This is a genomic window from Mesorhizobium sp. WSM4808, from assembly GCF_055811675.1.
Map to the genome: position 1 here is coordinate 92,675 of NZ_JBVVQX010000016.1, position 23,598 is coordinate 116,272.

The window sequence follows — 23,598 nt, forward strand, 5'->3', positions numbered from 1 at the left end:
CCCCCCCCCCCCCCCCCCCCCCCCCCCCCCCCCCCCCCCCCCCTCCCCCTCCCCCCCCCCCCCCCCCCCCCCCCCCCCCCCCCCCCCCCCCCCCCCACCCGGATCACGATGCCTTGCGGGCCGTCGCTCCCTTGGTCGCACGCGCGACAATTCGTTCCAGCGGCTCTGGCCGGTGCAGCAAAAATCCCTGGCCGAAGGCGACGCCCATGTCGCTCAACATGGCCAGCGTGTCCTGCTGTTCGATCTTCTCGCCGACCACGTCACAGCCGAGGCTGCGGGCGATGCTGGTGATGGCCAGCACGATCTCGCGGTCGAAACGGCTTTGGGTGATGTGTTCGATGAAGGAGCCGTCGATCTTGATCGTGTCGACGGGGAACCGCCGGAGATATTCGAACGAGCTCATACCGGCGCCGAAATCATCGAGGCTGACCCGGCAGCGCCGCTCGCGCGCCTTGCGCACAAACTGTTCGGCCGCGTCGAAATTGGTGACGGCGGCGGTTTCGGTGATCTCGAAGCCGATGCCCGAATGCGGCGCCCCGGTTTCTTCTATGACGTTGTCCACGAAGTCCCAAAGCTGCGGGTCGCTCAGCGTCTGCGCCGACAGATTGAAGCCAAGCGTCAACGCCCCCGAACGCAAGGCGGCACCATGCCGCGACAGCGCGGTGCGGATGATCCAGCGGTCGAGCCGCGACGCGATGCCGAACCTCTCGGCCACCGGAATGAACTCGCCGGGTGGCACCAGCCGGCCGTTGCGGGCAGCGAGCCTGGCCAACACTTCGACATGGCGGCTTTCCAGCCACGGCTTGCCGAGCAGGTGGATTTCCTGACCGAACAGTTTCAGCCGTCCGTCTTCCATGGCATCGACGGTGTCAGCGGCGACACGCGCGGCATTCAGCCCGCCCAATCCCGCCTCTGCTGCCGCGGAGAAGACCGCGAAGCGGTTGCGACCGGCGGCCTTGGCTGCGTAGCAGGCGTCGTCGGCACAGGCCAGCGCGTCGGCGACCGTGGTGCTGGCATCATCGACGAAAGCGATGCCGATCGAGGCCGCCAGCTTGCGGGTCGACGCGGCCACGCCGAGATCGGCCTCGCGCACCGCGCCAAGCACGGCAGCGGCGATCCGCTCGGCCTGCGCGGCATCGCAATGCGGCACCAGCAGCGCGAATTCGTCGCCGCCCAGCCGCGCCGCGTGTGCTGTCGGCGGCAGGCAGGCGCGGATGCCGGCGGCAACGCTCTTCAGCGCCAGGTCGCCGGCGGCGTGGCCGGCAAAATCGTTGAGCGCCTTGAAGTAGTCGAGATCGACGTAGAACACCGCCAGCGGCGCACCCGCCGCTATATGATCGGCGAGCAGCCGGTCGAAGGCGGAGCGGTTGTACAGGCCGGTCAGCGCATCGTGACGGGCGGCATAGGCGAGCTCCTGCTCGCGCAGCTTTTCCTCGGTGATGTCGCGCACCGTGCCAAGAACCTGGCCCGCCGCACCGGCAATGGCGATGAAGCGCACCAGCGATTCGACATGGCGAATGACGCCGTCGCGCTTGATGATGCGGTACCGGGAGGCGGTAACTCGGTCCGAACCGGGTGTCGGCAAATGCGCCTGCTCGGTGGCTTCCCTGTCGTCGGGGTGCAGGAAAGTATGCCAGAGGTCGGCGGTCACTTCGTCCGTATCGGCGACGAGGCCGAATATGTCTCTGGTGCGGGCGTCCCAATAGCTCTTGTTGGTGGCGATGTCGTGGTGCCAGATGCCGGTGCCGCTGGCGGCGAGTGCCAGCCGGAAGCGCACATTGACCTGCTCGAGTTCGGCTTCGGCGGCCTTCTGCTTGGTGATGTCGGTCTGCACGCCCATCAGCCTGAGCGGCTTTCCGGAGGCGTCGCGCTCGACAATGCCGCCGCGATCGAGCACCCACACCCAGTGGCCCTGCTTGTGCTTCAGCCTGAGTTCGGTCTCGATGGCGTCGGTCTGTCCGGCGATGTGGCGGTCGCCGCTGGTCAGCGCCCGCTCGCGGTCGTCGGGATGGGTCAGTTGCAGCCACAGGTCGGCTGTGTCGGCAAGCTCGCTCTCATCGTAGCCCAGCATCCGCGCCCAGGTCGCGGAATAGAAGCAGTCGCCGGTTACAAGATCCCAGTCCCAGACACCAAGATGGGCGCGCTCCAGGGCCTTGGCCCAGAACGTTCCATTGCGACTTTTCTTGCCCTGACGCGCCATCGTCTGCTTCGCCTGCTCCACCGCAGGGCAATCTGCGGCAAAACCAGAGAAGAAACAGTTACCGCGGCGATGGCGGGCTGCTTTGTTGGCTCCTCACCTGCCGCCTCTGCTCTTCGATTGGCCGGCAAGAACCGGAGTTTCGCATCGGCCGGATGTTCCTAGTCATGGCTCCAGGTCATCGCCAATCCGATGATCCCGGATCATCGGCGGCGCCGATGATCACGTTGCACAGACAAGAGGACCTCCCAATGACCAAGCAAGAAGACAACAAGGCCGTCGTCGTCAGATGGTTCACCGACTTCTGGGGTGAAAGCTGCGACCTGTCCGTCGTCGACGACATCGCGGCACCCGACATGCTGCTGAAATACTCGCTGCACGAGCCGCGCCGCGGCCGCGACGACATCAAGGCCTTCATGAGCGGCTTCCGCGCCGCCTTCCCGGACCTCAACTTCTGGGCCACCGCCGACCTGATTGCCGAAGGCGACTATGTCGTCGGCCAGTGGGAGGGCGGCGGCACGCATACCGGTCCGGCCTTCGGCGACTTCCTCGCCGGTTCGCTGCCGGCCGCCACCAGCCGCACCATGCGCTTCACCGGCACCACGGTGCTGAAGGTGGTCGACGGCAGGATCGTCGAGGAGATCGGCCTCGATGACGGGGTCGCCGCCCTCACCCAGCTCGGTCTGATCAAGGCCGCCTGAGCCGATCAGGCAAAACGATCGTTCGGGCCAGGCGGCGTCAATGCCGCCTGGCCTCATTGCTTACTGGCTCGGCGCCATTGCGTGCTCGCATGACACTTTCGGGTTCATGTCGGCGAACGTACCTGTCGGGTTGCCTTTCCAGGCCCAGACATGCAGTTCGTAGAATTCACCCAGCCCATAGCGGTTGGGGGCGCTGTTGAAGTTGAACAACTGGCCGTCCAACGATGCCGGTCCTTTCGAAGTGATGTACTCGACCGCCACCAGCTTCAGCGCGCCATCGGCCAACGGCTCGTACATCACGGCTTCGGGACGGGCGATGTCGATCTTGTCGTCGTTCAGATACCGGCCGTTGACATAGTGAATGCCCATGGCGCCGCCGGTGATGCCGCTGGCACAGGGAATAGGCGAATAGCCCTCTGATACCGCTGTCTTGACGTCGATGAACCGGCTGTTGGCAGCCCGCACCTTGTCGGCCAGCGGGTTAGAGCCGGAGGCAGCTTCAGCCGGCTCCTGATGCGCCTGCGCAAGGGTAGTCCAGGTTGCCAGCATGGTCCCCGCCATAAGAAGTCCGCTGCGAAAGTTTGATGTCATCTTCATTCCATTCTTCTTGAAAAAGCACAGCTGGCCGGCCGCCGAAAATACGGAGGCCCGGCAGGCAAGCGCTGTGGCTGTTGTTGCTTGGATATCCCGAAATCGATGCGACTACCGGGAAGGATCATCCCTTCGGCAGATATGGGATCGTTCCGGCCAGATCGGTGTTGTCAATCATCTGGAAACGGCTGTCGCTGCCGCCCTGACGGGCCGACACGAAGGGCGCGTAGGCAGGGTCGGTGGTGAAGGCGCGCGCCGCCGCTTCCGACGGGAACGCCATCAGCGCGATCAGCGTGGTATCGAGCGGCTTGCCTTCGAGGGTCTTCACATTGCCGCTGCGCGACAGATATCTGCCGCCATGTTTGTGGACGAGGTCGTGCACCGAGGCGGCATAGGCCGGCACCCACTGCGCGTCGTTTATCTTGATGTCTGCGATAACGTAGGCGGTCATGGTAGTCTCCTGGTTGCGGTGCACAGGGGTATCCCGTGCAACCGGCCAAAGGGCTCGCATGGCAAGGCACCCGCCAACCAGTCCGCGATCTGTACCGGGGCAGTACAGTTTCCGTACTGGCCGCTTCATCCAGGAAGGCCTAATATTCGGTCAGGTTTGAGGGAGAGGCACCAATCATGAGCCAGCACGGATACAAACAATTCTGCCCGCTATCGATGGCCGCCGAGGTGCTGTGCACCCGCTGGACGATGGTGCTGATGCGTGAACTGGTGGCCGGCTCGACCCGCTTCAACGACCTGCGCCGCGGCGTTCCCAAAATGTCGCCGACCCTTCTGTCGCAACGGCTGAAGGAACTTGAGATCGCCGGGATCGTCGAGCGCAAGGAAGTGCCGGGCGAAAAAGGAATCTTCGAATATCGGCTGACGGAAGCCGGCCGGGATTTGCGCCCGGTCGTCGAGGCAATGGGCTTCTGGGGGCAGAAATGGGTCGAGTCCCGGCTGTCGCTGAAGAACCTCGATCCGTCGTTGCTGATGTGGGACATGCGGCGCAATCTAAACCCCTCGCCGCTGCCTGAAGGGCGCACGGTGATACAATTCCTGTATCCGGATCTCCCGGCGTCCAAACGGTCGTGGTGGCTGATCGTCGAGAAGCACGGTGAGGTCGATCTGTGCTGGTACGATCCGGGCTTCGATGTCGACCTCTACGTCTCGACCGACCTGCACACGATTACGGCGATCTGGATGGGAGTGCTGACCGTCGAGAAGGCCGGCGCCAGGGTTGCCCTGACTGGTGACCAGGCCATCGGCAGGAAGATGCAGACCTGGCTCGGCCTCAGCCCGTTCGCGGTGGAACCCAAGCGCGCGGCTTAGCAGGGCCGAGGGCGCTTGGCAGGAAACGGGTGGCGAGACCGGCTTTTGACGGCTTCAATGCCGGCCATGTTCATCACCTTGGCGAAAAATCTGAAATCCGAGCCGCTGCAAATCGCCGACGATCCGCGCTGGGCACGAATCGTCGCGCGCGACAAGTCGGCCGACGGCGCATTCTGGTATTCGGTGGCAACGACCGGCGTCTATTGCCGGCCTTCCTGCCCGTCTCGGCGCGCCAATCCGAAAAATGTGCAATTGCACGACACCCTGGACCAGGCACGAGCGACTGGTTTTCGCCCGTGCCGGCGCTGCGACCCGGATGGCCCGTCGCTCGAGGCCGGCAACGCGGCGATGGTCGCCGCTGCCTGCCGCAGGATCGAGCAGAGCCAGGAAGAACCGTCGCTCGCTGAGCTGGCTGATGCCGCCGGCCGCAGCGCCGGTTATTTCCATCGTATCTTCAAGGCGGCCACCGGGCTGACACCGAAGGACTATGCCGCCGCGCACCGCGCCGCCAGGGTTCGTCAGGGCCTGGAAGACGGCGCCAGCGTCACGACGGCGATCTACGATGCCGGCTTCAATTCGAGCGGACGTTTTTATGAGAAATCCACTGGCATGCTCGGCATGACGCCGACGCGCTATCGCGCCGGCGGCGCCGATGAAGAGATCCGCTTCGCCGTCGGCGAGACCTCGCTCGGCGCCATCCTGGTCGCGTCCAGTCAAAAGGGCGTCGCCTCGATCCTGCTCGGCGACGATCCTGATGCACTGGTGCGCGACCTCCAGGATCGTTTCCCCAGGGCACGGCTGATCGGCGGCGACAGCGACTACGAAGCACTGGTCGCCCGCGTCGTCGGTTTCGTCGAGGTTCCGGCGCTCGGTCTCGATTTGCCGCTCGACGTGCGCGGCACCGCCTTCCAGCAGCGTGTCTGGCAGGCTTTACAAGACATCCCCGTCGGCCGCACGGTTTCCTATACCGAGATCGCGCAGCGCATCGGCGCGCCGAAGGCAACCCGCGCCATCGCCGCCGCCTGCGCCGCCAACAGTCTTGCCGTCGCCATTCCCTGCCACCGCGTGATCCGCAGGGATGGCGCCCTGTCCGGCTACGCCTGGGGCGCTGAGCGCAAACGCGCACTGCTCGACCGCGAGGCGGACGGGTCGAACGCACCCGGCAGCGCTTACCGATCCGCGCGGAGATGACGGCCAAGCATGCGCGCGATGGCAAGACCTCATGACAGCGTCACCGATGGGACCGCCCGCACCACCGCCGCCGGCAATCGCGCCGAAGAGGCGAAATCCCAGGTCATGGCCGCCATCGGCGGGCTGGTCGATGAGGGTAGGGCTGAGTGGAACCACACCGCAACCGGCGAGATCGAGCTGCGGCTGCTGAGCGGTGAGGTGTTTGTGCTTAGCGAGATGTCGGTCACACGTGTGGCATGAGCATGCTTGGCCGAAGTGCGAATGATCAAAATCAGCGCTCTACGGCGCCCCCCTCTGTCCTGCCGGACATCTCCCCCACAAGGAGGGAGATTGGCAGTTCCGGCGCCGGCTCTCGTCCTGCAACGTTGGAGATTGGCGAAGGCGGTGATGACAGCCAATCTCCCCACCCGTGGGGGAGATGTCCGGCAGGACAGAGGGGGCGCCGTAGAGCGCTTACCCTGGGCGTCCTTCACCCCCGTACGCGGGCGATTTGAGTTTGAAAGCAAGCATCGGAGTGAGCACCGACCGGCGCACAGCTAGGGTTCGCGCACAGACAAAGGAGTAAACGCAATGAACCTCATGCAAACCCAAATGGCGCCACCGGCGAGCGTCCCCAATGCCTTCGACACCATAAGCTACGCCATCGGTGAATCCGCAATCGGCGACGTCCTGGCAGCGCGCAGCCAGATCGGCGTCTGCGCCATCCTGATCAGCTCGGATGCTGACACACTGGAGCAGGATCTCGCCAACCGCTTCCCCGGCAAGGTACTGGTCGAAGACGAGGCCGCTTTGCGCGACGATCTCGCCGCAATCGCGCGCTTCATCGAAATGCCTGGCGTCGGCCTCGACCTGCCGCTCGACCTGCGCCACGGCACGCCATTCCAGCAGCGTGTTTGGGCCGTGCTGCGCAGCATCCCGTGCGGCGCCACCATCACCTACACCGCGCTCGCCCGGCGTCTCGGCCAGCCGAACGGCGCCCGCGCCGTGGCGACCGCCTGTGCGGCCAACGCGATTGCGCTGGGCATTCCCTGTCACCGTGTTGTCCGCGCCGCCGGCACGCTGTCGGGCTACCGCTGGGGCGTCGAGCGCAAGCGCGCCCTGCTCTACAAGGAGGCTACGATATGAATGCCCATGCCAAAATTGCCGCATCGGTGGTCGAAGCTGCTCAGACACGCATCGCCGGTTACGACTGGCCGGCCCTTGCTGCCGAACTCGACGGCTTCGGCTGCGCGGTGATCGAGAAATTGCTCTCGCCCGAAGAATGCCGGCAGATCGCCGGCCTCTATCCCGAGGAGAAGCATTTCCGCAGCCACATCCATATGGCCAGGCACGGCTTCGGCAAGGGCGAGTACCGCTATTTCCGCTATCCCTTGCCCGACCTCCTGGGTGGCCTGCGCAGCGCGCTCTATCCCAGGCTGGCCGAGGTCGCCAATCGGTGGAACGAGCGCATGGGGCAGGCCATGCGCTATCCCACGACGCATGCCGCGTTTCTCGAGCAGTGCCATGCCGCCGGCCAGACACGGCCGACGCCGCTGCTGCTGCAATATGTGCCTGGCGACTTCAACTGCCTGCACCAGGATCTCTATGGCGATCTCGCCTTTCCGCTGCAGGTGGCGATCCTGCTCTCCGAACCGGGCCGGGATTTCACAGGCGGCGAGTTCGCGCTGACCGAGCAGCGCCCGCGCATGCAGAGCCGAGTCGAAGTGGTGCCGCTGCGGCAGGGCGACGCCGTTGTGTTCGCCGTCCACAACCGGCCGGTGCAGGGCACCAAAGGCAACTACCGCGTCAATCTGCGCCACGGCGTCAGCCGGCTGCGCTCAGGCATGCGCCACACGGTAGGGATTATTTTCCACGATGCCAAGTGAGCAGGGAGAAGATGGAGGTTCCCCTCACCCCGCCGGTGCATAACGGCTGACCACCATGCCGCAGGCATAGGCCTTCGAGCCGAGCAGCCGCAGGTTCCTAAAACCGCCCTGATCAAAAATCCGGCGGCCCGCCCCCAGCACCGCCGGATTGACGAACAGCTGGAACTCGTCGACCAGCCCGGCCGCGATCAGCGCTGACGCGAAACCGGCGCCGCCGAACACGGCAATGTCGCCACCCTCGCCCGTCTTCAGCGCGTTGACCTCGCGCGGCAGGTCGCCGCTGGCCACACTGGTGCGCTCCCAAGCCGGCTCCCAGGCCGATTGCTCGAGCTTGTCGCTGAGCACCACCTTGCGGGCGTCGACGATGCGCTGCGCAAAGGCGTAGAACGGATCGCGCGGAAACTTCTTCGCCGCATTGCCCCAATGGGTGAGATAGCCCTCCTGTGCCATCTTGCGGCTGAGCAGGATGGTATCGACGCCTGCGAAGACAGCGTTGAAGTCCTGCTTCAGCGCATCGTCCCAGGCGCTCTCGTCACCCCACTCCCAGAGCTGCCAGGAATGGTCCTCGGTGGCGCCGACAAAGCCGTCGACCGATATCTGCATCTGCAGGACCAGCTTTTTCACCGTCATTCTCCTCAGGGCCATCCAAAACAGTTTACATTTGGAACCGTTGACGCAAGGCCAAAACGATGTCAATAGTAAAGTGATTTAAAAATGGAAGCATAGATGTCGACGCGCGAAAAATCCGGCTGCCCGATCAACCTGTCGCTCGAACTGATCGGCGACCGCTGGACGCTGCTCATCATCCGCGACATGGCCTTCGCCGGCAAAAGGCACTTTCGCGAATTCCTGCAATCCGACGAAGGCATCTCCTCGCGCACGCTGGCCGAGCGGCTGCAAACGCTTCAGGAGGAAGGCATCCTCACCAGAAGCGACGACCCGACGCATGGCTTGAAAACGGTCTACCGGCTGACCGAAGCAGGCATCGACCTCTTGCCGGTGCTGGCGACGCTCGGCGCCTGGGGCAGCAAGCACCGCAAGGCCGACGATAAGCTGGCCAGGATTGCCGGCGAATTGGCGGCAGGCGGCGAAGCGGCGCTGGAAAAGATGAAAGCGGCGCTGCGATCGGAGCATATTGTCTAGGCGTTGCGCTGTTTCCCTTCTCCCCCTGTGGGAGAAGGTGGATCGGCGCGCAGCGCCGAGACGGATGAGGGGTGTTCCAGCGGAGTGAGACGCTGGCGTTCCCTGGAACACCCCTCATCCGTCGCCTTCGGCGACACCTTCTCCCACAAGCGGAGAAGGGGGAGCTTTCCACAGCTTGCTTGACAACGATCCACCTTTGTTCTTTATTTGTTCCAATCTATCAGCAACTGCGGATGTGCGGTCGATGGAAACGACAGCCACCATCCTGCATGCCGATCTCGACGCTTTCTACGCCTCGGTCGAGCAGTTGCTCGATCCGTCGCTGCGCGGCAAGCCGATCGCGGTGGGCGGCGGTGTCGTGCTCGCCGCTTCCTATGAGGCCCGCGCCTTCGGCGTGCGCGGCGGCATGCCGGGGCGCAAGGCGCGTGAGCTGTGCCCGCAGCTGATCTTCGTCGGCGGCAATTTCAGCCACTACCAGCGGCTGGGCGACGCGGCGATCAAGGTGCTCGACGATTTTACCCCGGTGGTCGAGCGCATCTCCATCGACGAGGCGTTTGCCGACGTCGCCGGCTGCACGCATCTGTTCGGCTCGCCGCAGGAGATCGCAACGACCATCCGCCGCCGCGTGCGGGCCGAACTCGGCCTGCCGATCTCGATCGGCGTAGCACGCATCAAGCATCTGGCCAAGATCGCCTCGCAGGTGGCCAAACCGGATGGGCTGGTGGTGGTCGACCCCGGCAGCGAGCTCGCTTTCCTGCACGACCTGCCGGTCGGGCTGATGTGGGGCGTCGGCCCGGCGACCAGGGCGAGGCTGGCGGAAATCGGCGTCGAGACCATCGGCCAGCTGGCCAGGACGCACAGCGGCGCGCTGACACGGCTGCTCGGTCCCGCCGCCGGCGAAAAGCTCGCCGCCTTGTCATGGAACCGCGACCCGCGAAAGCTCGAAACGCATAGCCGCGCGCATTCGGCCGGCGCCCAATCGGCGCTGGGCCAAAAACCCGCCGTAGCGCGGATCATCGTGCCCACTCTGCTGCATCTGGCCGACCGTGTCGCCAGCCGGCTGCGCGCCAAGGCGCGGCCCGGCCGCACGGTGACGGTACGCGTGCGCTTTGCCGATCTCAGCGCCGTCACGCGCTCGATCACGCTTGACCAGCCGATCTCGGCGACCGCGATGCTGGCCGAGATCGCCGGCGATCTGGTGCGCGGCGTCCTCGCCGACAACCCCCACGAAAGAACGATCTCGCTGCTGGCGATCTCGGTGTCGTATCTTGAGGAAAGCTTCGAGCTGCAGCTCGAACTGCCGCTCGGCCTCGCCGACGAGAAACGCCGGCCGGGCACCCGAAAAGGCCTGGCACGCTTCGACGCCGACCGCGCCATCGACAAGATCCGCGAACGCTTTGGCAAACAGGCGGTGGGCTACGGCACGGTGGCACTGGAGGCCGCGCGCTCCGTGCCCGACGAATTCAGGGAGCTGGCGGAGAAGGAGCTTTGAGGCCAGGGCAAGGCTATGGGCCGGTACGCGAGTAGCGATGGACCCGGATGCCACTAGAGCTTGTCCCGTGCCAGGGCTCGCAGGCTATGCCGCATGGTCGGCATCGTGAGTCGGCCAATAGCCAGGTTCGCCCCTATGCGCAGAGGCGAGGCCAACGGCACGGGCGGCAGTGCAGTTCGGGAATGCCGCAAGGCGCCTCAGCACCGAGAGAGATGTATCAAACCGAATGCCGATGAAGCCATAGATGATATAGCCCGACAACAGAATGAACGGCGCAAACAAGGCCACCCATCTCAGCCTGCCAAGGCGGCGACGGTGATAGGGTGAAGGCCGTCGCAAGAATGGCAGGAGCATTCCCCGCCAACTCCCCGGTTGGAGTGCCCGAACCAGACTAGCGTCACCCAGGTACAGTAGCAATAACGGTCATCTCCGAACGGTTTCCTGCGTTTAGAGCGCGGCTATTGGATAGCGAAACGCCAGTTCTATGCCTCGCCGTCCCAGTACCGCCTCACCGCTCCCATGTCGAAAATGCCGTCGCGCCGGCGCAAGGCGTCGACCGCCATCTTGTTGGAATCGGGATAGACGCAGACCTCGTTGGGATTTTTCTCGCCGATCATCAGATAGCGGCACGGTTCCGTACCGCTGTTGAGGAAGGAATGCCCGACCGCCAGGCCGGCGGGAAAGCAGACATAATCGCCGGCCTTCATCTCGTGACGCTCCTCGCCAAGCAGCAGCGTCACCTGCCCTTCCAGGATCAGCGCGTGCTCCTCTTCGAGCATGTGGTAGTGCCTGGGCGCCAGGCGCATGCCGGGGGCCGGCGCCTCGATCAGCATGCCGACATGATAGTCTGGTCGTCCCAAAGCCGCATAGGTCAGATGCCTGGACCGGCCGCCGAACCGCGGGCCTTCGCCCTCGACCTTCCATTCGACGGCATCGCTGGCGACAGGCGGGATCGGCACGGCTGGGGGTTTGGTGATACCGGGCATCACATCCGACGGCAGCGGATCGCCGGCGGCAAGGCCGGTGTTCTCGCCGTCCCAGTAAGTTCGGGTTGCCGAGAGGTCGAAGATCGCGCGCCTGCCCAGCGCCCGCACCAGGACCTTGTTGGAGGCGGTATAGACGACCACGTCATTCGGGTTGCGCTCGCCGACGATGACATAGCGGCACGGCGCGTCGCCGGTGTTGATGAGGCAATGCCCCGCCGCAGCACCAGCCGGAAAGCAGATGTAGTCGCCGGCCTTCATGGCGTAGGCAGCGTCGCCGACATAAGCGGTCAGCATCCCTTCGAGGATGAAGACATGCTCTTCCTCGAAAATATGGTAATGCGCCGGCGACGTCTGCTTGCCCGGCGGCAGTTCCTCGATCGCCACGCCGACATGGTGGTTTTCGCCGAGGGCGGCCTGCGACAGATGCCGGTAGCGCACACCGAAGCGCGGCACATCGGACCATTCCGTCCATGGCACGCTGTCCGATGCGAATGGCACGGGCGCTTTATCGTCTGCCATAGGGCCTCCCTGGTCCTGTCCCCCTGCCCTCGTCGCACTGCCATGCTGCTAGAGGATCCACGACAGGACAAAGCTGCCAGCTTCCGGCTAAACCGCCAAGCGGTGTTCGCGACGCTCCTGACAAAGCCAGACAGGAATCGCTCGCTTCAACCCCTGATCGCCTTGCTGGCCTGCTGCAGCAGCTCGAATGCCGCGAAGCGCTTGGCGTGCCAGCCGGCCAGCGTGGCATCGGGATGATAGACCTCGCCGAGTTCCGACATGCCGGCCATCGCCCCCGTCAGATCCTTGTAGGCACCGGCGGCGACCGCGCCCAGCATCGCCGAGCCGAGCAGCACCGGTTCCGGCGAGGTCGAGGCCACCACCACCATGCCTGTGGTATCTGCAAGCAGCTGGCGCACCAGCGGGCTTTGGCCGGCGCCGCCGCTGACGACGATGGTGTCGACGGGAATGCCCTTGTCATGCTCGGCCCGCACGATCTGGCGCGCGCCATAGCCCAGCCCGCAGACCCCGGCGACATAGAGCCCGACCAGGCTGTCGAGGCTGGTGTCGAGATCGAGCCCGGCGATCAGCGCTCGCGCGTCCGGGTCGGCGAAAGGTGCGCGGTTGCCGAGAAACTCCGGCACCACATGGATACCGCCGACCAGCGCCGGCGTCGCTGCGGCCCCGTTGCGGCCTTGCGCCTGCAATGACAGCCAGGCGCTGAGGCTGAGCCCCTCGGCTTGCGCCTTGGCGGTCGCTTCGCCAGCCGCGGGATGCATGCGCACCAGATGGTCGATAGCAGCACCGGCTGCCGACTGGCCGCCCTCGTTCAGCCACAGGCCCGGCACCATGGCCGAGAAATACGGACCCCAGACGCCGTCGACGAAGGCCGGCACCGCGGTCGACGACATGGTGCAGGCCGAGGTGCCGAAAACATAGGCCATGCGCGACAGAACGCTGCCGAACTCGCCGCGCGCACCGACCGTACCGACGCCACCGGCATGCGCATCGATCAGGCCGGCCGCTACCGCGATGCCGGGGACGAGGCCAAGGTCCGCAGCCGCCTGCGCGGTCAGCCCGCTGCCAAGTGCGGCACCCGCCGGCACGATCTGCGTGCCGATGCGCGCGAATGCCTCGTCGGCCAGGCTCCCTAGTCCGATGGTGCGGAAATAGGCCTCGTCCCAGCGGCTTTCATGCGCCAGATAGGTCCATTTGCAAGTCACCGTGCAGACCGAGCGGGCAAGGCTGCCGGTCGCCCGCCAGGTGAGGAAATCGGGGAGGTCCATGAACTGCCAGGCGGCGTTGAACGTGTCGGGCAGGTTTTCGGCCAGCCAAAGGAGTTTCGGCGTTTCCATCTCCGGCGATATGACGCCGCCGACATAGTTCAGCACCGCCTCGCCGCTGCGGTTGATGCGGCGCGTCTGCTCGACCGCGCGGTGATCCATCCAGACGATGATGTTGCGTTCCGAATTGCCGGATCTGCTCACCGGCAGCGGCACGCCGCCCTCGCCCAGCACCACCAGCGAACAAGTGGCGTCGAACCCGATGCCGGCGATCGCCTCGGGCGCCACGCCCGATTGAGCGACCGCTTCCCGCGTGGCCGCGCACACCGCCCGCCAGATGTCGTTGCTCGACTGCTCGACAATGTCGCCGGCCTCGCGCCAGACCTCGATATCGCGCTTGGCAGAGGCGAGCATGTTTCCAGTGTGGTCGAACACCCCGGCCCGCGCGCTGCCGGTGCCGACGTCGATGCCGAGATAATGGGGCATGTGAAACCTTCGGTTTGGCGAGTAGCGAGTAGCGAGTAGCGAGTAGGTAGGTCGTTGGATTCTTCCCTATTCGCTACTCCCTATTCCCTATTCGCTTAGAGATCATTGCTCTGCGGCAAAATCACCAGATCGCGGATCGTCACGTTGCGCGGGCGGGTCAGCATGAACATCACCGCTTCGGCCACTTCGCGCGGCTGCATCAGGCCACCGGCGGCGAGTTCTTCCTCGAGCTTGGCCTTCGGCCAGTCGTCGACCAGCGCCGTCACCACCGGGCCGGGCGCCACCGCACCGACGCGCAGGCCGTGCTTGGCGACCTGCCGGCGCACCGTGTGGACGAAGGCCTGCACGGCGTGCTTGGAGGCCGTGTAGATCGGCTCCCAGACCACCGGAACCAGTCCGGCGATCGAACTGGTGACGATGACGTCGCCCGTCTTGCGCTCGATCATGTGCGGCAGCACCGCCTGGATCGAGCGGAAGCAGGCATTGATGTTGAGGTTGAGCATCCGGTCCCAGGCGTCGGGATCGCCGGTCGCCACCTCGCCGCCGACATAGGCGCCGGCATTGGCATGGAAGATGTCGAGCTGGCCGGCCTTCTCCAGAATCTGCGGCATCATGGTGGCGACGCTGGCCGGCTGCATCAGGTCGATGACCAGCGGGATCGCCTTGGGGCCGAGTTCGGCGCAGAGCTTGTTCAGCGTCGCCTCGGCGCGGTCGACCAGCACCACGGTGGCGCCGGACGCCAGCATGTGCCTGGCGCATTCGAGGCCGATGCCTGATGCCGCGCCGGTGACGGCGGCAACTTTTCCGGACAGTTTTTCGCTCATGTCTTGCTTCCTGTTGATGGGTTCAGGCCCGGCCATGGGAGACACGCGAGCGGCGTGCCAGCGAGTCGACGATGACCGCGATGGCAAGCACGGCGCCGGTGATCATGTACCGAAGCGACGAGGACAGATCGAGCAGCGTCAGGCCGCTGGCGATCGACTGGATGACGATGATGCCGAGCAGCGCCGAATACGCACTGCCGCGACCGCCGAACAGGCTGGTACCGCCTATGACGGCCGCCGCGATGGCGTTGAGGTTGACGTCGCCGGTGCCGGCCTGCTGGCTGGCCGAGGCCAGGCGGGCCGCCGACAGCACGCCGCCGAAAGCGGCCAGCATCGAGCACAGCACGAAGGCGCTCGAATAGATCAGCCGCACATTGATGCCGGCGCGCCTTGCCGCCTCGCGGTTGCCGCCGACCGCCGACATCGAGCGGCCCCATTTGGTCCGCGTCAGCGCGTAATGCATTGATATGACCAGGCCGACGAACAGGCCGAACATCCACGGAATGCCGCGCGCCTGGTTGAGATAGAAGACGATGAGTTCGAGGATGACCGTGATCACGACCGCGCGCGTGACGAGCCCGCCGGTCGACGGCGCCGACAGGTTGGCGGCGCGGCGGCGCGCGACAGTGCGCAGGCCGGTGACCAGCATGACGATACCGGGCACGGCCGCCAGAGCGAACGAGACGAACTTCGGCATCATCAGCAGCTGGCCGAAATTCACCAGGTTCGAGCCGTAGGGCAGATTGATCGAGCCGGTCGAGCCGAGAATGTAGAGCTGCAGGCCAAGCACCGCCAGCAGACCGGCCAGCGTCGAGACGAAGCTCGGCATGCCCAGCCGGTTGAACAGCAGCGCGTAGAGTGCGCCGATAAAGCCGCCGACGGCGACAGCGGCCAGAATGGCGAGCGCCACCGGCCAGCCCTGGTTGACCCACAGCGTACCGACCATAGCCGAGGCAAAGCCGCTGATCGAACCGACAGACAGGTCGATTTCGCCGACCATCAAAACGCAGACGATGCCGAGCGCGATGACTCCCACGGTGGAGCAATCGAACAGCAGATTGACCAGATTGCTTGATGACAAGAAGATCGGGTTGATGCTGGCAAACACCGTCCAGATGATGACCAGCCCGACGATGACCGGCAGCGAGCCGAGATCGCCTGAGCGGACCCGGTCGAAGAACCTGCGGATGGCGCCGCCGATCCCCGCCTCGTGCTTGACGCGCACATCGGCGCGGTCGAGCTGCGGCGGCACGGGGGCGGCCTGTTCGGCTTCGCGGCTCATGGGCGTGGCTCCTGGGTTCGGTCTTGCCTGGCCTGTCTCCGCTCGGCGCGCCGCGATACCGAATTGTTCGACGCGCCGGTGATGGCGCTGACCAGTTCCTGGTTCGAGGCATCGGGGGTGAAGATGCCGTTGTTGCGGCCAAGCCGCAGCACGACGATGCGGTCGGCGACGGCGCGCACGTCTTCCATATTGTGGCTGATGATGACGACGCCGAGGCCGCGGTCGCGCACGCGCTCGATCAGGTTGAGCACTTCCGCCGTCTGCGCCACGCCGAGCGCCGCCGTCGGCTCGTCGAGCAGGATGAGCTTGGGTTCGAGCAGCAGCGAGCGGGCGATCGCCACCGTCTGGCGTTGGCCGCCCGACAACGAAGCGACCACTTCGCGCACGCTTGGGATACGCGCCGATAGCTCGTTGAGCAGCGTCCAGGCGCGCACTTCCATCGCCACCTCGTCCAGCCGCAGCGGGTTGAGCTCACGGCCGAGAAAGATGTTGGCGACGATGTCGAGGTTCTCGCACAGCGCCAGATCCTGGAACACGGTGGCTATGCCGAGCGTCAGCGCCGCACTCGGATCTGCAAGCGTCACCTGTTGGCCGCGATAATTGATGGTGCCCGAACTCGGCTGATGCACGCCGGCCAGGATCTTGACCAGGGTCGACTTGCCGGCGCCATTGTCGCCGACCAGCGCCACCACCTCGCCAGCATGGACATCGAGATCGATGTCGGTGAGCGCCGAAACGGCGCCGAAATTCTTCGAAACGCCGCGCAGGCTGAGCACCAGCTCGCCTGCCGGAACCGGTTCGTCCGGGGTATCGATCATGCCAGGAAGCCTTTCAAAACCGGTTCAAATGTCGGATGAGCGCTGCCTGGCCACCGCACGGTGGCCAGGCAGCGGAGCGGGCAAGGGTCGCGGTCAGTTCCCGATGCCCAGCTTCTTGCAGCCTTCCGCGTAACGATCGACGCAGAGTTCGGCCGCGGTGTTGATCTTCTTGTCGATGATCTCGGCCTTCAGGTTTTCCTGCGTCACCACGGCCGGCGTGAACAGCTGCGAGGGCGTGTCGTACAGCGTCATCTCGGCCTTCGGCGTCTCGCCCGAAAGCAGCTTGATGGCGATGTTGGCGGCGGCCGCCGCCACGATCTCGCTCGGCTTGGAGATGGTGTTGTACTGGTCGCCGGCGATGATCAGCTGCAGTGCCGCGATCGTCGCGTCATTGCCGGTCACCGGCGGCACCGGATCGACGCCGGCCGCCTTGAAGGCCGCGATGGCGCCGCCGCCGGTGCCGTCATTGGCCGCAACCACGCCGAGGATTTTTGGTCCGAAGCGGGTGATCTGGCCGCCGGCCCATTGCTGCGCCTTCGGCGGCGCCCATTCCGGCGTGTCGTATTCGGCCAGGATCTTGTAGCCACTGTTGTCGAGGCCGGCATGGATGCCCTTCTTGATCAGGCCGGCCGCCGCGTCGGTCGGCGAGCCGTTGATCTGCAGCACACCGCCGCTGGCCGGATCGACCTTCAGCGCCTTCAGGTGCTCGACCAGCGAGTCGGCGATGGCCTTGCCGATGCCTTCATTGTTGAACGACACATAGAAATCGGCCGGCGCTGTCGGGATCGGCCGGTCATAGGCGATGACCTTGATGCCCTGGCTCTGCGCCAGCTTGACCAGCGAGGCGGCGGCGGTCGAGTCGACCGGGTCGAGCACGATCGCCTTGGCGCCCTGCGAGATCACCGAGTTGAACTGCTGCTGCTGGCGCGAGGCGTCGGCATCGGCGTTCTGGTAGAGCACCTTGCAGCCCGGGCACAGCTTCTTCATCTCGGCGGCGAAGCCGGGATAATCATGCTGCTCGTAGCGGGTCGAGGCCTGGTCGGGCATCAGGAAGGCCACGGTGGCGTCGGTGACTTCGGCGGCCATGGCGGTGCCAGCCAGCAGCGACAGCGCAAGGGCTGCCATGCCGGCGGACTTGCCAGCGGACTTCAATGAAGATGAAAGTTTGGTCATTCGGTCTTCTCCGTTTCTGGATATGGTTGTAAGAAGGTCGTTGACTGCTTTGGTGTGGAGACACGCCTCCGCCCTCGCCCCAAACTGCAATTGGGAATTAGGGTCCGGCGCCGGCCTTTCGAGTCCGCGCCTACATCCTCCGCTAAGCGGAGGAAATTTGAGACAAGTGTGCTCCATCGCGAACCGCTCCACGCGGCTCACGTCGTCATGCAAAAGAAAAATTCCTCCCTTGGTTCCTCCCTGGCTCCTCCGTTAAGCGGCTTTTCCCGCGTTGATGTTGTCGGCCAGCAGGCGCCTGAAGCGCGAGGGCGGCATGCCCTTCTCCGCCAGGAACTGCCGGTTGAAAATGGACAGATTGTTGAAGCCGACCTCGTAGCAAATGTCGGTGATCGAGGCCTGCTCGTCGCTCATCAGGATCTGGCAGGCGAGGTTGATGCGCAGCCGCTTCACATACTGCACCAGCGACATGCCCGTGTGACGGCGAAACGAGCGCGAGAACGCACCGGTCGACTGGCCGGCGATGGCGGCGAGATCCGCCTCGTCGAACAACTGCGTCAGGTTCTCCCTGATATAGGCGAGCGCCTTGTTCATGCCGGCGGTCATGTAGCCGGAGGGATCGGGCCGGTAGCTGGCGCTGGCCAAAAGCTGGAATTCCTGGGCGCGGCTGAGCAGGCCGGCGATCATCATGAACAGTTCGATGCGGCGCACGCCTTGCGCCTGCATCATCTCTTCCATCAGCGGCGCCAGCGCCTTGCTGGTGCGGCTGGAAAACAGCACGCCGCGCCGCGACGCCTCGAGCAGAGCCGCAAGTCCCGCCAACTCCGGCAGCACATGCATGGCATCGCCGATGAAACTTTCGGAAAACTGAATGATGCGGCCGCGCAGCGGGATCGAACTGTCCCTAGGGATATCGCTGACCCAATTGTGCGGCAGGTTCGGTCCGGTCAGCACCAGATTGCCCGGCTCGAACTCGCCGATGAAGTCGCCGACGAAATAGCGGCCGTTGGTGAAGATCACCTGATGCAGTTCATATTCGGGATGGAAGTGCCAGCGCACCGTGTGGAAGGGGTAGCCGTGCGACCACGCCTTGAAGGACTCACCGCGTCGTATCTGGACAACTTCCAGGTCCGGTTCCATGTCCGTTTCCTCCCGGGCCGGCACGGATATCTGCCGCGTTCGGCCTAATTCCCTAACCCGGCCGAATTGGTTTCGGCTCTGCATTTCAAGAGCCAAGGTACCGGCTCATGACAACAGGCGCCACCACGATTCAAGACAACGGATGATACTTTTTTAACCGGGAGGCGGCGCTCAGAAGCGCTATTCGGGCAGAACAGGTCAGTCTTGCTGACGCGTTCGCTCAATTGACCAACGAGGATGCCGCCCGCCCGGAAAGGAATTCCGGCGTCTCCGTGGTCGCCTGGCCTATCGCAAGAACAGCGTGTTCAGGCGCTGTTGCAGCGCCGTCATCGTCAGTTCACCTCGTGCGCAGCGCACCACCGGCCGCCGTCGCGAGCGGCGAAACCATCTCCGGCACCAATATGTCGTGGCGGCGCGCGAAGCTGACCAGCGTGGCCCGCACCGTCTCCGAATCAATCTCGCCGACGATGCCCTCCTTGCAAGCGTTGAGTGCGACGGCATGGGCGCCGTTGCGGCCGGCGCTCGGCCAGTCCTGCAGCAGTGCGTAAGCTTCCATCACGCTGTCGATCTTCCTCGGAAAGCCCATTCCGACCAGAAGGGTGACCGGTTCCTCAAATTGCCCGCGATTCATGGCTTGTGCCTCCTCTCGATTGTGCCTGTAGCGGGCCGAGCACCGGGAGCGCGGCCCGCCGCGGATAGGTGAATGGACTGGCCGATTCCCGTTCAACCGCTGCCGGCGGATACCTCGGATGTTGCCGACACTTGCTGCGCGGCAAGGAACATCAGTGCCGACGCCGCGGTTCGCCGGTTCCAGCCGGCAGCTTCAGCCATGTCGAGCAGCCCTGCCAGCAGCGGCTTCAGCACGTTCCTGCATTCTGTTTCGTAGGCCAGGAATTCCTTCGCTTGGTGCGTAGGAGCCGGTACGGATCCGAGGCCAGCCATTGCATCCATCTTTACCTCCACTTTCTCTTCGGATGACGCCCGCTCCCCGCCAGGGAAGCGGGCGGATTGGCCGTGACCTCAGAAGTCCATACTGGCGCCGGCGGGCATTGCCGGGGCGGCGGCTTCCTTCTTCGGCTTCTCGGCCACCATCGCCTCCGTGGTCACCAGCAGGCCGGCGACCGATGCCGCGTCCTGGAGAGCGGTGCGCACCACCTTGGCCGGGTCGATGACGCCCTGGCCGTAGAGATCGCCGAATTCGTTGGTCTGGGCGTTCCAGCCCCAGCCGAATTCGCTTTTCTCGCGCAGCTTGCCGACGATGATCGAGCCTTCGGCGCCGGCATTCTCGGCGATCTGCCGGACCGGCGTTTCGATGGCACGGCGCACGATATCGACGCCAGTCTTCTGGTCCGCATTGTCGGTCTGCACGGCATCGAGCGCCTTGGCTGCCCGCAGCAGCGCGACACCGCCGCCAGGCAGCACGCCCTCCTCGACGGCCGCGCGGGTCGCATGCAGCGCATCGTCGACGCGGTCCTTACGCTCCTTGACCTCGACCTCGGTCGAGCCGCCGACCCGGATCACCGCAACGCCGCCGGCGAGTTTGGCCAGCCGCTCCTGCAACTTCTCGCGGTCGTAGTCGGAGGTGGTCTCCTCGATCTGCGCCTTGATCTGCGCGACACGGCCCTGGATCTCTTCCTTGCGGCCGACACCGTCGACGATGGTGGTGTTTTCCTTCTCGATCACCACTTTCTTGGCGCGGCCCAGCATCTGCAGCGTCACATTTTCCAGCTTGATGCCGAGATCTTCCGAGATCGCGGTGCCGCCGGTGAGAATGGCGATGTCTTCCAGCATGGCCTTGCGGCGGTCGCCGAAGCCCGGCGCCTTCACGGCCGCGACCTTGAGGCCGCCGCGCAGCTTGTTGACGACCAGCGTCGCCAGCGCCTCGCCTTCCACATCCTCGGCGATGATCAAGAGCGGCTTGCCCGACTGCACCACGGCTTCAAGCACGGGCAGCATCGCTTGCAGGTTGGAGAGCTTCTTCTCGTGGATCAGCACATAAGGCTCATCGAGTTCGACGCGCATCTTGTCCTGGTTGGTGATGAAATAGGGCGAGAGATAGCCGCGGTCGAACTGCATGCCTTCCACGACTTCGAGTTCGGTCTCGGCGGTCTTGGCCTCCTCCACCGTGATGACACCTTCATTGCCGACCTTCTCCATTGCCTCGGCGAGGAAACGGCCGATCTCGGCATCGCCATTGGCGGAGATGGTGCCTACCTGCGCGATCTCGTCGTTTCGGGTGACCTTGCGGGCATTGGTCTTCAGTTCGGCGACCACCGCATCGACCGCCTTGTCGATGCCGCGCTTCAAATCCATCGGGTTCATGCCCGAGGCAACCGCCTTGGCCCCTTCCCTGACGATCGCCTGTGCAAGCACCGTTGCGGTCGTCGTGCCGTCGCCGGCAAGGTCGTTGGTCTTGGAAGCCACTTCGCGCACCATCTGGGCGCCCATATTCTCGAACTTGTCTTCAAGCTCGATTTCCTTGGCCACGGTGACGCCGTCCTTGGTGATGCGCGGAGCGCCGAACGACTTGTCGATGACGACATTGCGCCCCTTGGGACCGAGCGTCACCTTTACCGCATTGGCAAGGATATCGACGCCGCGCAGCATCTTCTCGCGCGCTTCGGTATGGAATTTCACTTCTTTGGCAGCCATTGGATCACTCCTTTATCTAGGCAGCATTCGTTGACTGGATGGATACGAAGAAGCCGTCAGGCGGCCTTCTTCACTTCGGCGATCTCATCGATGACACCCATCACGTCGCTTTCCTTCATGATGAGCAGGTCCTCGCCGTCGAGTTTGATTTCGGTGCCGGACCATTTGCCGAACAGGATGCGGTCGCCGACCTTGACATCGAGTTCGACAAGCTTGCCGCTGTCGTCGCGCGCGCCGGGACCGACGGCGAGCACTTCACCTTCCTGCGGTTTTTCCTTTGCGGTATCGGGGATGATGATGCCGCCGGAGGTCTTCTCCTCGGCTTCAAGGCGGCGGACCAGAATACGGTCATGCAATGGACGGAACGCCATGTCGTTCTCCTCGTGGACAAACAGGTTTTTGAGGTTCCTCCGCACCGAACCGGCAATATCGGACCGGTGCGGAACGCCCCGACCCTTCGTCAGGCATCGCGGCGCATATCGAGCTAGTTTTGCCGTTTTTCGGTTTCAAGAGACCGGCGAAAAAATTTTTCCATTCGACCAGAAAGGGCGCCAACGCACTGTTATGGCGCGGCTATTTTCGGAACCCCCGAGCTTCTCGCGACGTTGTTTGAAGAGGAACCGATCGTCCCCGGCATGGCATCGGGCGAGTTCAATACGGACGTCGCGGGCTGGAGGCCTGAACGGAGAGAGAAGGAGAAAGACATGGCCGATACGGTCAGCAGCGAATTCCGCCTGCAAATGGAAGGTTATGGCCTGACGACGGCCGAAATCCACTATCACCTGCCTGATCATCCGAGCCTGCTTCAGCTCTATGTCTGGCAGGACTATGATCTCGCTCCGGCCTTTCCCGAACTCAAGGGCTTTCTCCAATATTGGGAGCGCGAACTCGACGGTCCGCTGCACTCGGTCCGCGTTGCTCATCACCGGCTCATCCGGCCTTCGGAGTGGCGAGCCGTCGAGGGCATCATCACGGTCCACTAGAGGTCTTTAAGACGGACTCCGCTCCTGCTTCGCCCCCGGAGCGACGACGTTGGAGCAGGCTCTTGCCGGCCCCACGCAGCGCCAACAATCTCCGCTCCAAGATTTCCAATTTCCATGTTGTAAAACGATCCTGCCGCGCTAGCCTGAAACCAGATGCGAGGTGGGGAAGAGGAATGGAGCTTCAGCTCAACGGCAAGGTGGCGCTGGTCACCGGCTCGACGCAAGGCATCGGCCGCGCCATCGCCGAGACGCTGGCGCGCTGCGGCGCCGGCGGCCTGCTCGTCACCGGGCGCGAGAAGACCCGCGGCGATGCCGTGGCGGAAGAGCTTTCGCGGCTCGGCACGCCGACGGTCTTCGTCGCCGCGGACCTCGCCGACCCGGCGGCCCCTGCCCTTTTGGCGCAAGCCTGCATCGAGCGCTTCGGCCGCATCGATGCGCTGGTCAACGCCGCAGGGCTGACCGACCGGGCCTCGTTCCTCGACGCCGATCTCGATGGCTGGGCCTCGCTGTTCGCGGTCAACGCGCGGGCACCGTTCTTCCTTATGCAGGCGGCCATCGCCGACATGAAGAAGCGTGGCCAGGGCGGCGCCATCGTCAACATCCTGTCGATCAACGCCCATTGCGGCTCGCCGGAACTCGCCGTCTATTCCGCCAGCAAGGGCGCGCTGGCCACGCTGACCAAAAACGCCGCCAACGCCCATCGCTTCGATCGCATCCGCGTCAACGGCATCAATGTCGGCTGGACCGACACGCCGGCCGAACGTGTCATGCAGGCCGACACGCTGGGCAACGGGCCGGGCTGGCTCGATGCCGCCAACGCCTCGCAACCCTTCGGCCGCCTGTTCTCGACGAGCGACATCGCCAACCTCGCCGTCTTCCTGCTTTCGGATGCTGCCGGGCCGATGACCGGCACGCTCGTCGACCAGGAACAGTGGGTGATCGGGGCGAACCGGTGAGCGCCATCGAAACGCATGCG

At 64.7% G+C, this 23,598-nt stretch carries 26 protein-coding genes; 10 read left to right on the top strand and 16 right to left on the bottom strand.

Annotation, left to right across the window (positions count from 1 at the left end):
• Positions 1 to 103: 103 nt before the first annotated feature.
• Positions 104 to 2,200: an EAL domain-containing protein gene (locus AC0L2U_RS25990; RefSeq protein ID WP_292635984.1), complete on the bottom strand. Its 2,097-nt coding sequence runs from the start codon at positions 2,198 to 2,200 to the stop codon at positions 104 to 106.
• 248 nt (positions 2,201 to 2,448) lie between these two features.
• Here AC0L2U_RS25990 and AC0L2U_RS25995 point away from each other — a divergent pair, with 248 nt between their 5' ends.
• Entirely contained in the window at positions 2,449 to 2,898 is a 450-nt protein-coding gene (locus AC0L2U_RS25995) for an ester cyclase (RefSeq protein WP_127396995.1), read from the top strand.
• Between the two features lie 60 nt (positions 2,899 to 2,958).
• On the opposite strand, the gene AC0L2U_RS26000 is transcribed toward AC0L2U_RS25995, so the two are convergent.
• Both AC0L2U_RS26000 and AC0L2U_RS26005 read right to left on the bottom strand, forming a co-directional pair.
• Positions 2,959 to 3,495, bottom strand: a complete 537-nt coding sequence (locus AC0L2U_RS26000) for a hypothetical protein (protein WP_206622077.1) — start codon at positions 3,493 to 3,495, stop codon at positions 2,959 to 2,961.
• Positions 3,496 to 3,613: 118 nt separating this feature from the next.
• Positions 3,614 to 3,940 carry a DUF1330 domain-containing protein gene (locus tag AC0L2U_RS26005; RefSeq protein ID WP_127809835.1) on the bottom strand — a complete coding sequence of 109 codons (327 nt, stop codon included), beginning with the start codon at positions 3,938 to 3,940 and terminating at the stop codon, positions 3,614 to 3,616.
• 176 nt (positions 3,941 to 4,116) lie between these two features.
• Between AC0L2U_RS26005 and AC0L2U_RS26010 the strand changes: the two genes are divergently transcribed.
• The 5 genes from AC0L2U_RS26010 to AC0L2U_RS26030 all read left to right on the top strand — a co-directional run bounded on the left by AC0L2U_RS26010 (position 4,117) and on the right by AC0L2U_RS26030 (position 7,865).
• Positions 4,117 to 4,809 (top strand): winged helix-turn-helix transcriptional regulator, encoded by a 693-nt coding sequence (locus AC0L2U_RS26010; RefSeq protein ID WP_127396730.1) that lies wholly within the window; start codon positions 4,117 to 4,119, stop codon positions 4,807 to 4,809.
• A 66-nt stretch (positions 4,810 to 4,875) separates the two neighbouring features.
• Positions 4,876 to 6,000: a bifunctional DNA-binding transcriptional regulator/O6-methylguanine-DNA methyltransferase Ada gene (gene ada, locus AC0L2U_RS26015; protein WP_127396733.1), complete on the top strand. Its 1,125-nt coding sequence runs from the start codon at positions 4,876 to 4,878 to the stop codon at positions 5,998 to 6,000.
• A gap of 18 nt (positions 6,001 to 6,018) precedes the next feature.
• On the top strand, positions 6,019 to 6,240 hold the full coding sequence (locus tag AC0L2U_RS26020) for a hypothetical protein (RefSeq protein ID WP_245482700.1): 222 nt from the start codon (positions 6,019 to 6,021) through the stop codon (positions 6,238 to 6,240).
• A gap of 330 nt (positions 6,241 to 6,570) precedes the next feature.
• Positions 6,571 to 7,125 carry a methylated-DNA--[protein]-cysteine S-methyltransferase gene (locus AC0L2U_RS26025; protein WP_127396728.1) on the top strand — a complete coding sequence of 185 codons (555 nt, stop codon included), beginning with the start codon at positions 6,571 to 6,573 and terminating at the stop codon, positions 7,123 to 7,125.
• The gene (locus tag AC0L2U_RS26030; protein WP_292635986.1) at positions 7,122 to 7,865 is read left to right on the top strand and encodes a 2OG-Fe(II) oxygenase; all 744 of its coding nucleotides are present in this window, start codon (positions 7,122 to 7,124) and stop codon (positions 7,863 to 7,865) included. Before AC0L2U_RS26025 ends, AC0L2U_RS26030 begins: the two co-directional genes overlap by 4 nt.
• A gap of 24 nt (positions 7,866 to 7,889) precedes the next feature.
• Here the strand turns inward: AC0L2U_RS26030 and AC0L2U_RS26035 are convergent, their stop codons facing one another.
• Positions 7,890 to 8,489: a dihydrofolate reductase family protein gene (locus tag AC0L2U_RS26035; RefSeq protein ID WP_127383442.1), complete on the bottom strand. Its 600-nt coding sequence runs from the start codon at positions 8,487 to 8,489 to the stop codon at positions 7,890 to 7,892.
• A gap of 102 nt (positions 8,490 to 8,591) precedes the next feature.
• On the opposite strand from AC0L2U_RS26035, the gene AC0L2U_RS26040 reads away from it, so the two are divergent.
• Both AC0L2U_RS26040 and dinB read left to right on the top strand, forming a co-directional pair.
• On the top strand, positions 8,592 to 9,008 hold the full coding sequence (locus AC0L2U_RS26040; protein ID WP_127396726.1) for a winged helix-turn-helix transcriptional regulator: 417 nt from the start codon (positions 8,592 to 8,594) through the stop codon (positions 9,006 to 9,008).
• Positions 9,009 to 9,252: 244 nt separating this feature from the next.
• Complete coding sequence (dinB, locus tag AC0L2U_RS26045) at positions 9,253 to 10,500, top strand: DNA polymerase IV (RefSeq protein ID WP_473602836.1); 1,248 nt, start codon at positions 9,253 to 9,255, stop codon at positions 10,498 to 10,500.
• A gap of 84 nt (positions 10,501 to 10,584) precedes the next feature.
• On the opposite strand, the gene AC0L2U_RS26050 is transcribed toward dinB, so the two are convergent.
• From AC0L2U_RS26050 to groES, 12 genes are all read right to left on the bottom strand, one after another.
• Positions 10,585 to 10,854 carry an excalibur calcium-binding domain-containing protein gene (locus tag AC0L2U_RS26050; RefSeq protein ID WP_348639532.1) on the bottom strand — a complete coding sequence of 90 codons (270 nt, stop codon included), beginning with the start codon at positions 10,852 to 10,854 and terminating at the stop codon, positions 10,585 to 10,587.
• A 128-nt stretch (positions 10,855 to 10,982) separates the two neighbouring features.
• A complete protein-coding gene (locus AC0L2U_RS26055) occupies positions 10,983 to 12,005 on the bottom strand; it encodes a cupin domain-containing protein (protein WP_127398507.1) in 1,023 nt (340 codons plus the stop codon).
• 146 nt (positions 12,006 to 12,151) lie between these two features.
• Entirely contained in the window at positions 12,152 to 13,753 is a 1,602-nt protein-coding gene (locus AC0L2U_RS26060; RefSeq protein WP_127809827.1) for an FGGY-family carbohydrate kinase, read from the bottom strand.
• A gap of 95 nt (positions 13,754 to 13,848) precedes the next feature.
• Positions 13,849 to 14,577: an SDR family oxidoreductase gene (locus AC0L2U_RS26065; protein WP_127399316.1), complete on the bottom strand. Its 729-nt coding sequence runs from the start codon at positions 14,575 to 14,577 to the stop codon at positions 13,849 to 13,851.
• Between the two features lie 22 nt (positions 14,578 to 14,599).
• On the bottom strand, positions 14,600 to 15,859 hold the full coding sequence (locus AC0L2U_RS26070) for a sugar ABC transporter permease (RefSeq protein WP_127809826.1): 1,260 nt from the start codon (positions 15,857 to 15,859) through the stop codon (positions 14,600 to 14,602).
• The gene (locus tag AC0L2U_RS26075; protein WP_127809825.1) at positions 15,856 to 16,677 is read right to left on the bottom strand and encodes an ATP-binding cassette domain-containing protein; all 822 of its coding nucleotides are present in this window, start codon (positions 16,675 to 16,677) and stop codon (positions 15,856 to 15,858) included. Before AC0L2U_RS26075 ends, AC0L2U_RS26070 begins: the two co-directional genes overlap by 4 nt.
• A 93-nt stretch (positions 16,678 to 16,770) precedes the next feature.
• A complete protein-coding gene (locus AC0L2U_RS26080) occupies positions 16,771 to 17,850 on the bottom strand; it encodes an ABC transporter substrate-binding protein (protein WP_127809824.1) in 1,080 nt (359 codons plus the stop codon).
• Between the two features lie 252 nt (positions 17,851 to 18,102).
• Positions 18,103 to 18,987 (bottom strand): helix-turn-helix domain-containing protein, encoded by an 885-nt coding sequence (locus tag AC0L2U_RS26085; protein WP_473602837.1) that lies wholly within the window; start codon positions 18,985 to 18,987, stop codon positions 18,103 to 18,105.
• Between the two features lie 337 nt (positions 18,988 to 19,324).
• Positions 19,325 to 19,618: a DUF982 domain-containing protein gene (locus AC0L2U_RS26090; RefSeq protein WP_127399278.1), complete on the bottom strand. Its 294-nt coding sequence runs from the start codon at positions 19,616 to 19,618 to the stop codon at positions 19,325 to 19,327.
• 92 nt (positions 19,619 to 19,710) lie between these two features.
• Positions 19,711 to 19,938: a hypothetical protein gene (locus AC0L2U_RS26095; protein WP_013530720.1), complete on the bottom strand. Its 228-nt coding sequence runs from the start codon at positions 19,936 to 19,938 to the stop codon at positions 19,711 to 19,713.
• A gap of 69 nt (positions 19,939 to 20,007) precedes the next feature.
• Entirely contained in the window at positions 20,008 to 21,639 is a 1,632-nt protein-coding gene (gene groL / locus AC0L2U_RS26100; RefSeq protein ID WP_127809822.1) for a chaperonin GroEL, read from the bottom strand.
• Positions 21,640 to 21,695: 56 nt separating this feature from the next.
• Complete coding sequence (gene groES, locus AC0L2U_RS26105) at positions 21,696 to 22,010, bottom strand: co-chaperone GroES (protein ID WP_127255658.1); 315 nt, start codon at positions 22,008 to 22,010, stop codon at positions 21,696 to 21,698.
• 333 nt (positions 22,011 to 22,343) lie between these two features.
• Here groES and AC0L2U_RS26110 point away from each other — a divergent pair, with 333 nt between their 5' ends.
• The gene (locus tag AC0L2U_RS26110) at positions 22,344 to 22,622 is read left to right on the top strand and encodes an usg protein (RefSeq protein WP_127320453.1); all 279 of its coding nucleotides are present in this window, start codon (positions 22,344 to 22,346) and stop codon (positions 22,620 to 22,622) included.
• 173 nt (positions 22,623 to 22,795) lie between these two features.
• Positions 22,796 to 23,578: an SDR family oxidoreductase gene (locus tag AC0L2U_RS26115; protein ID WP_127399380.1), complete on the top strand. Its 783-nt coding sequence runs from the start codon at positions 22,796 to 22,798 to the stop codon at positions 23,576 to 23,578.
• Positions 23,579 to 23,598: the final 20 nt, after the last annotated feature.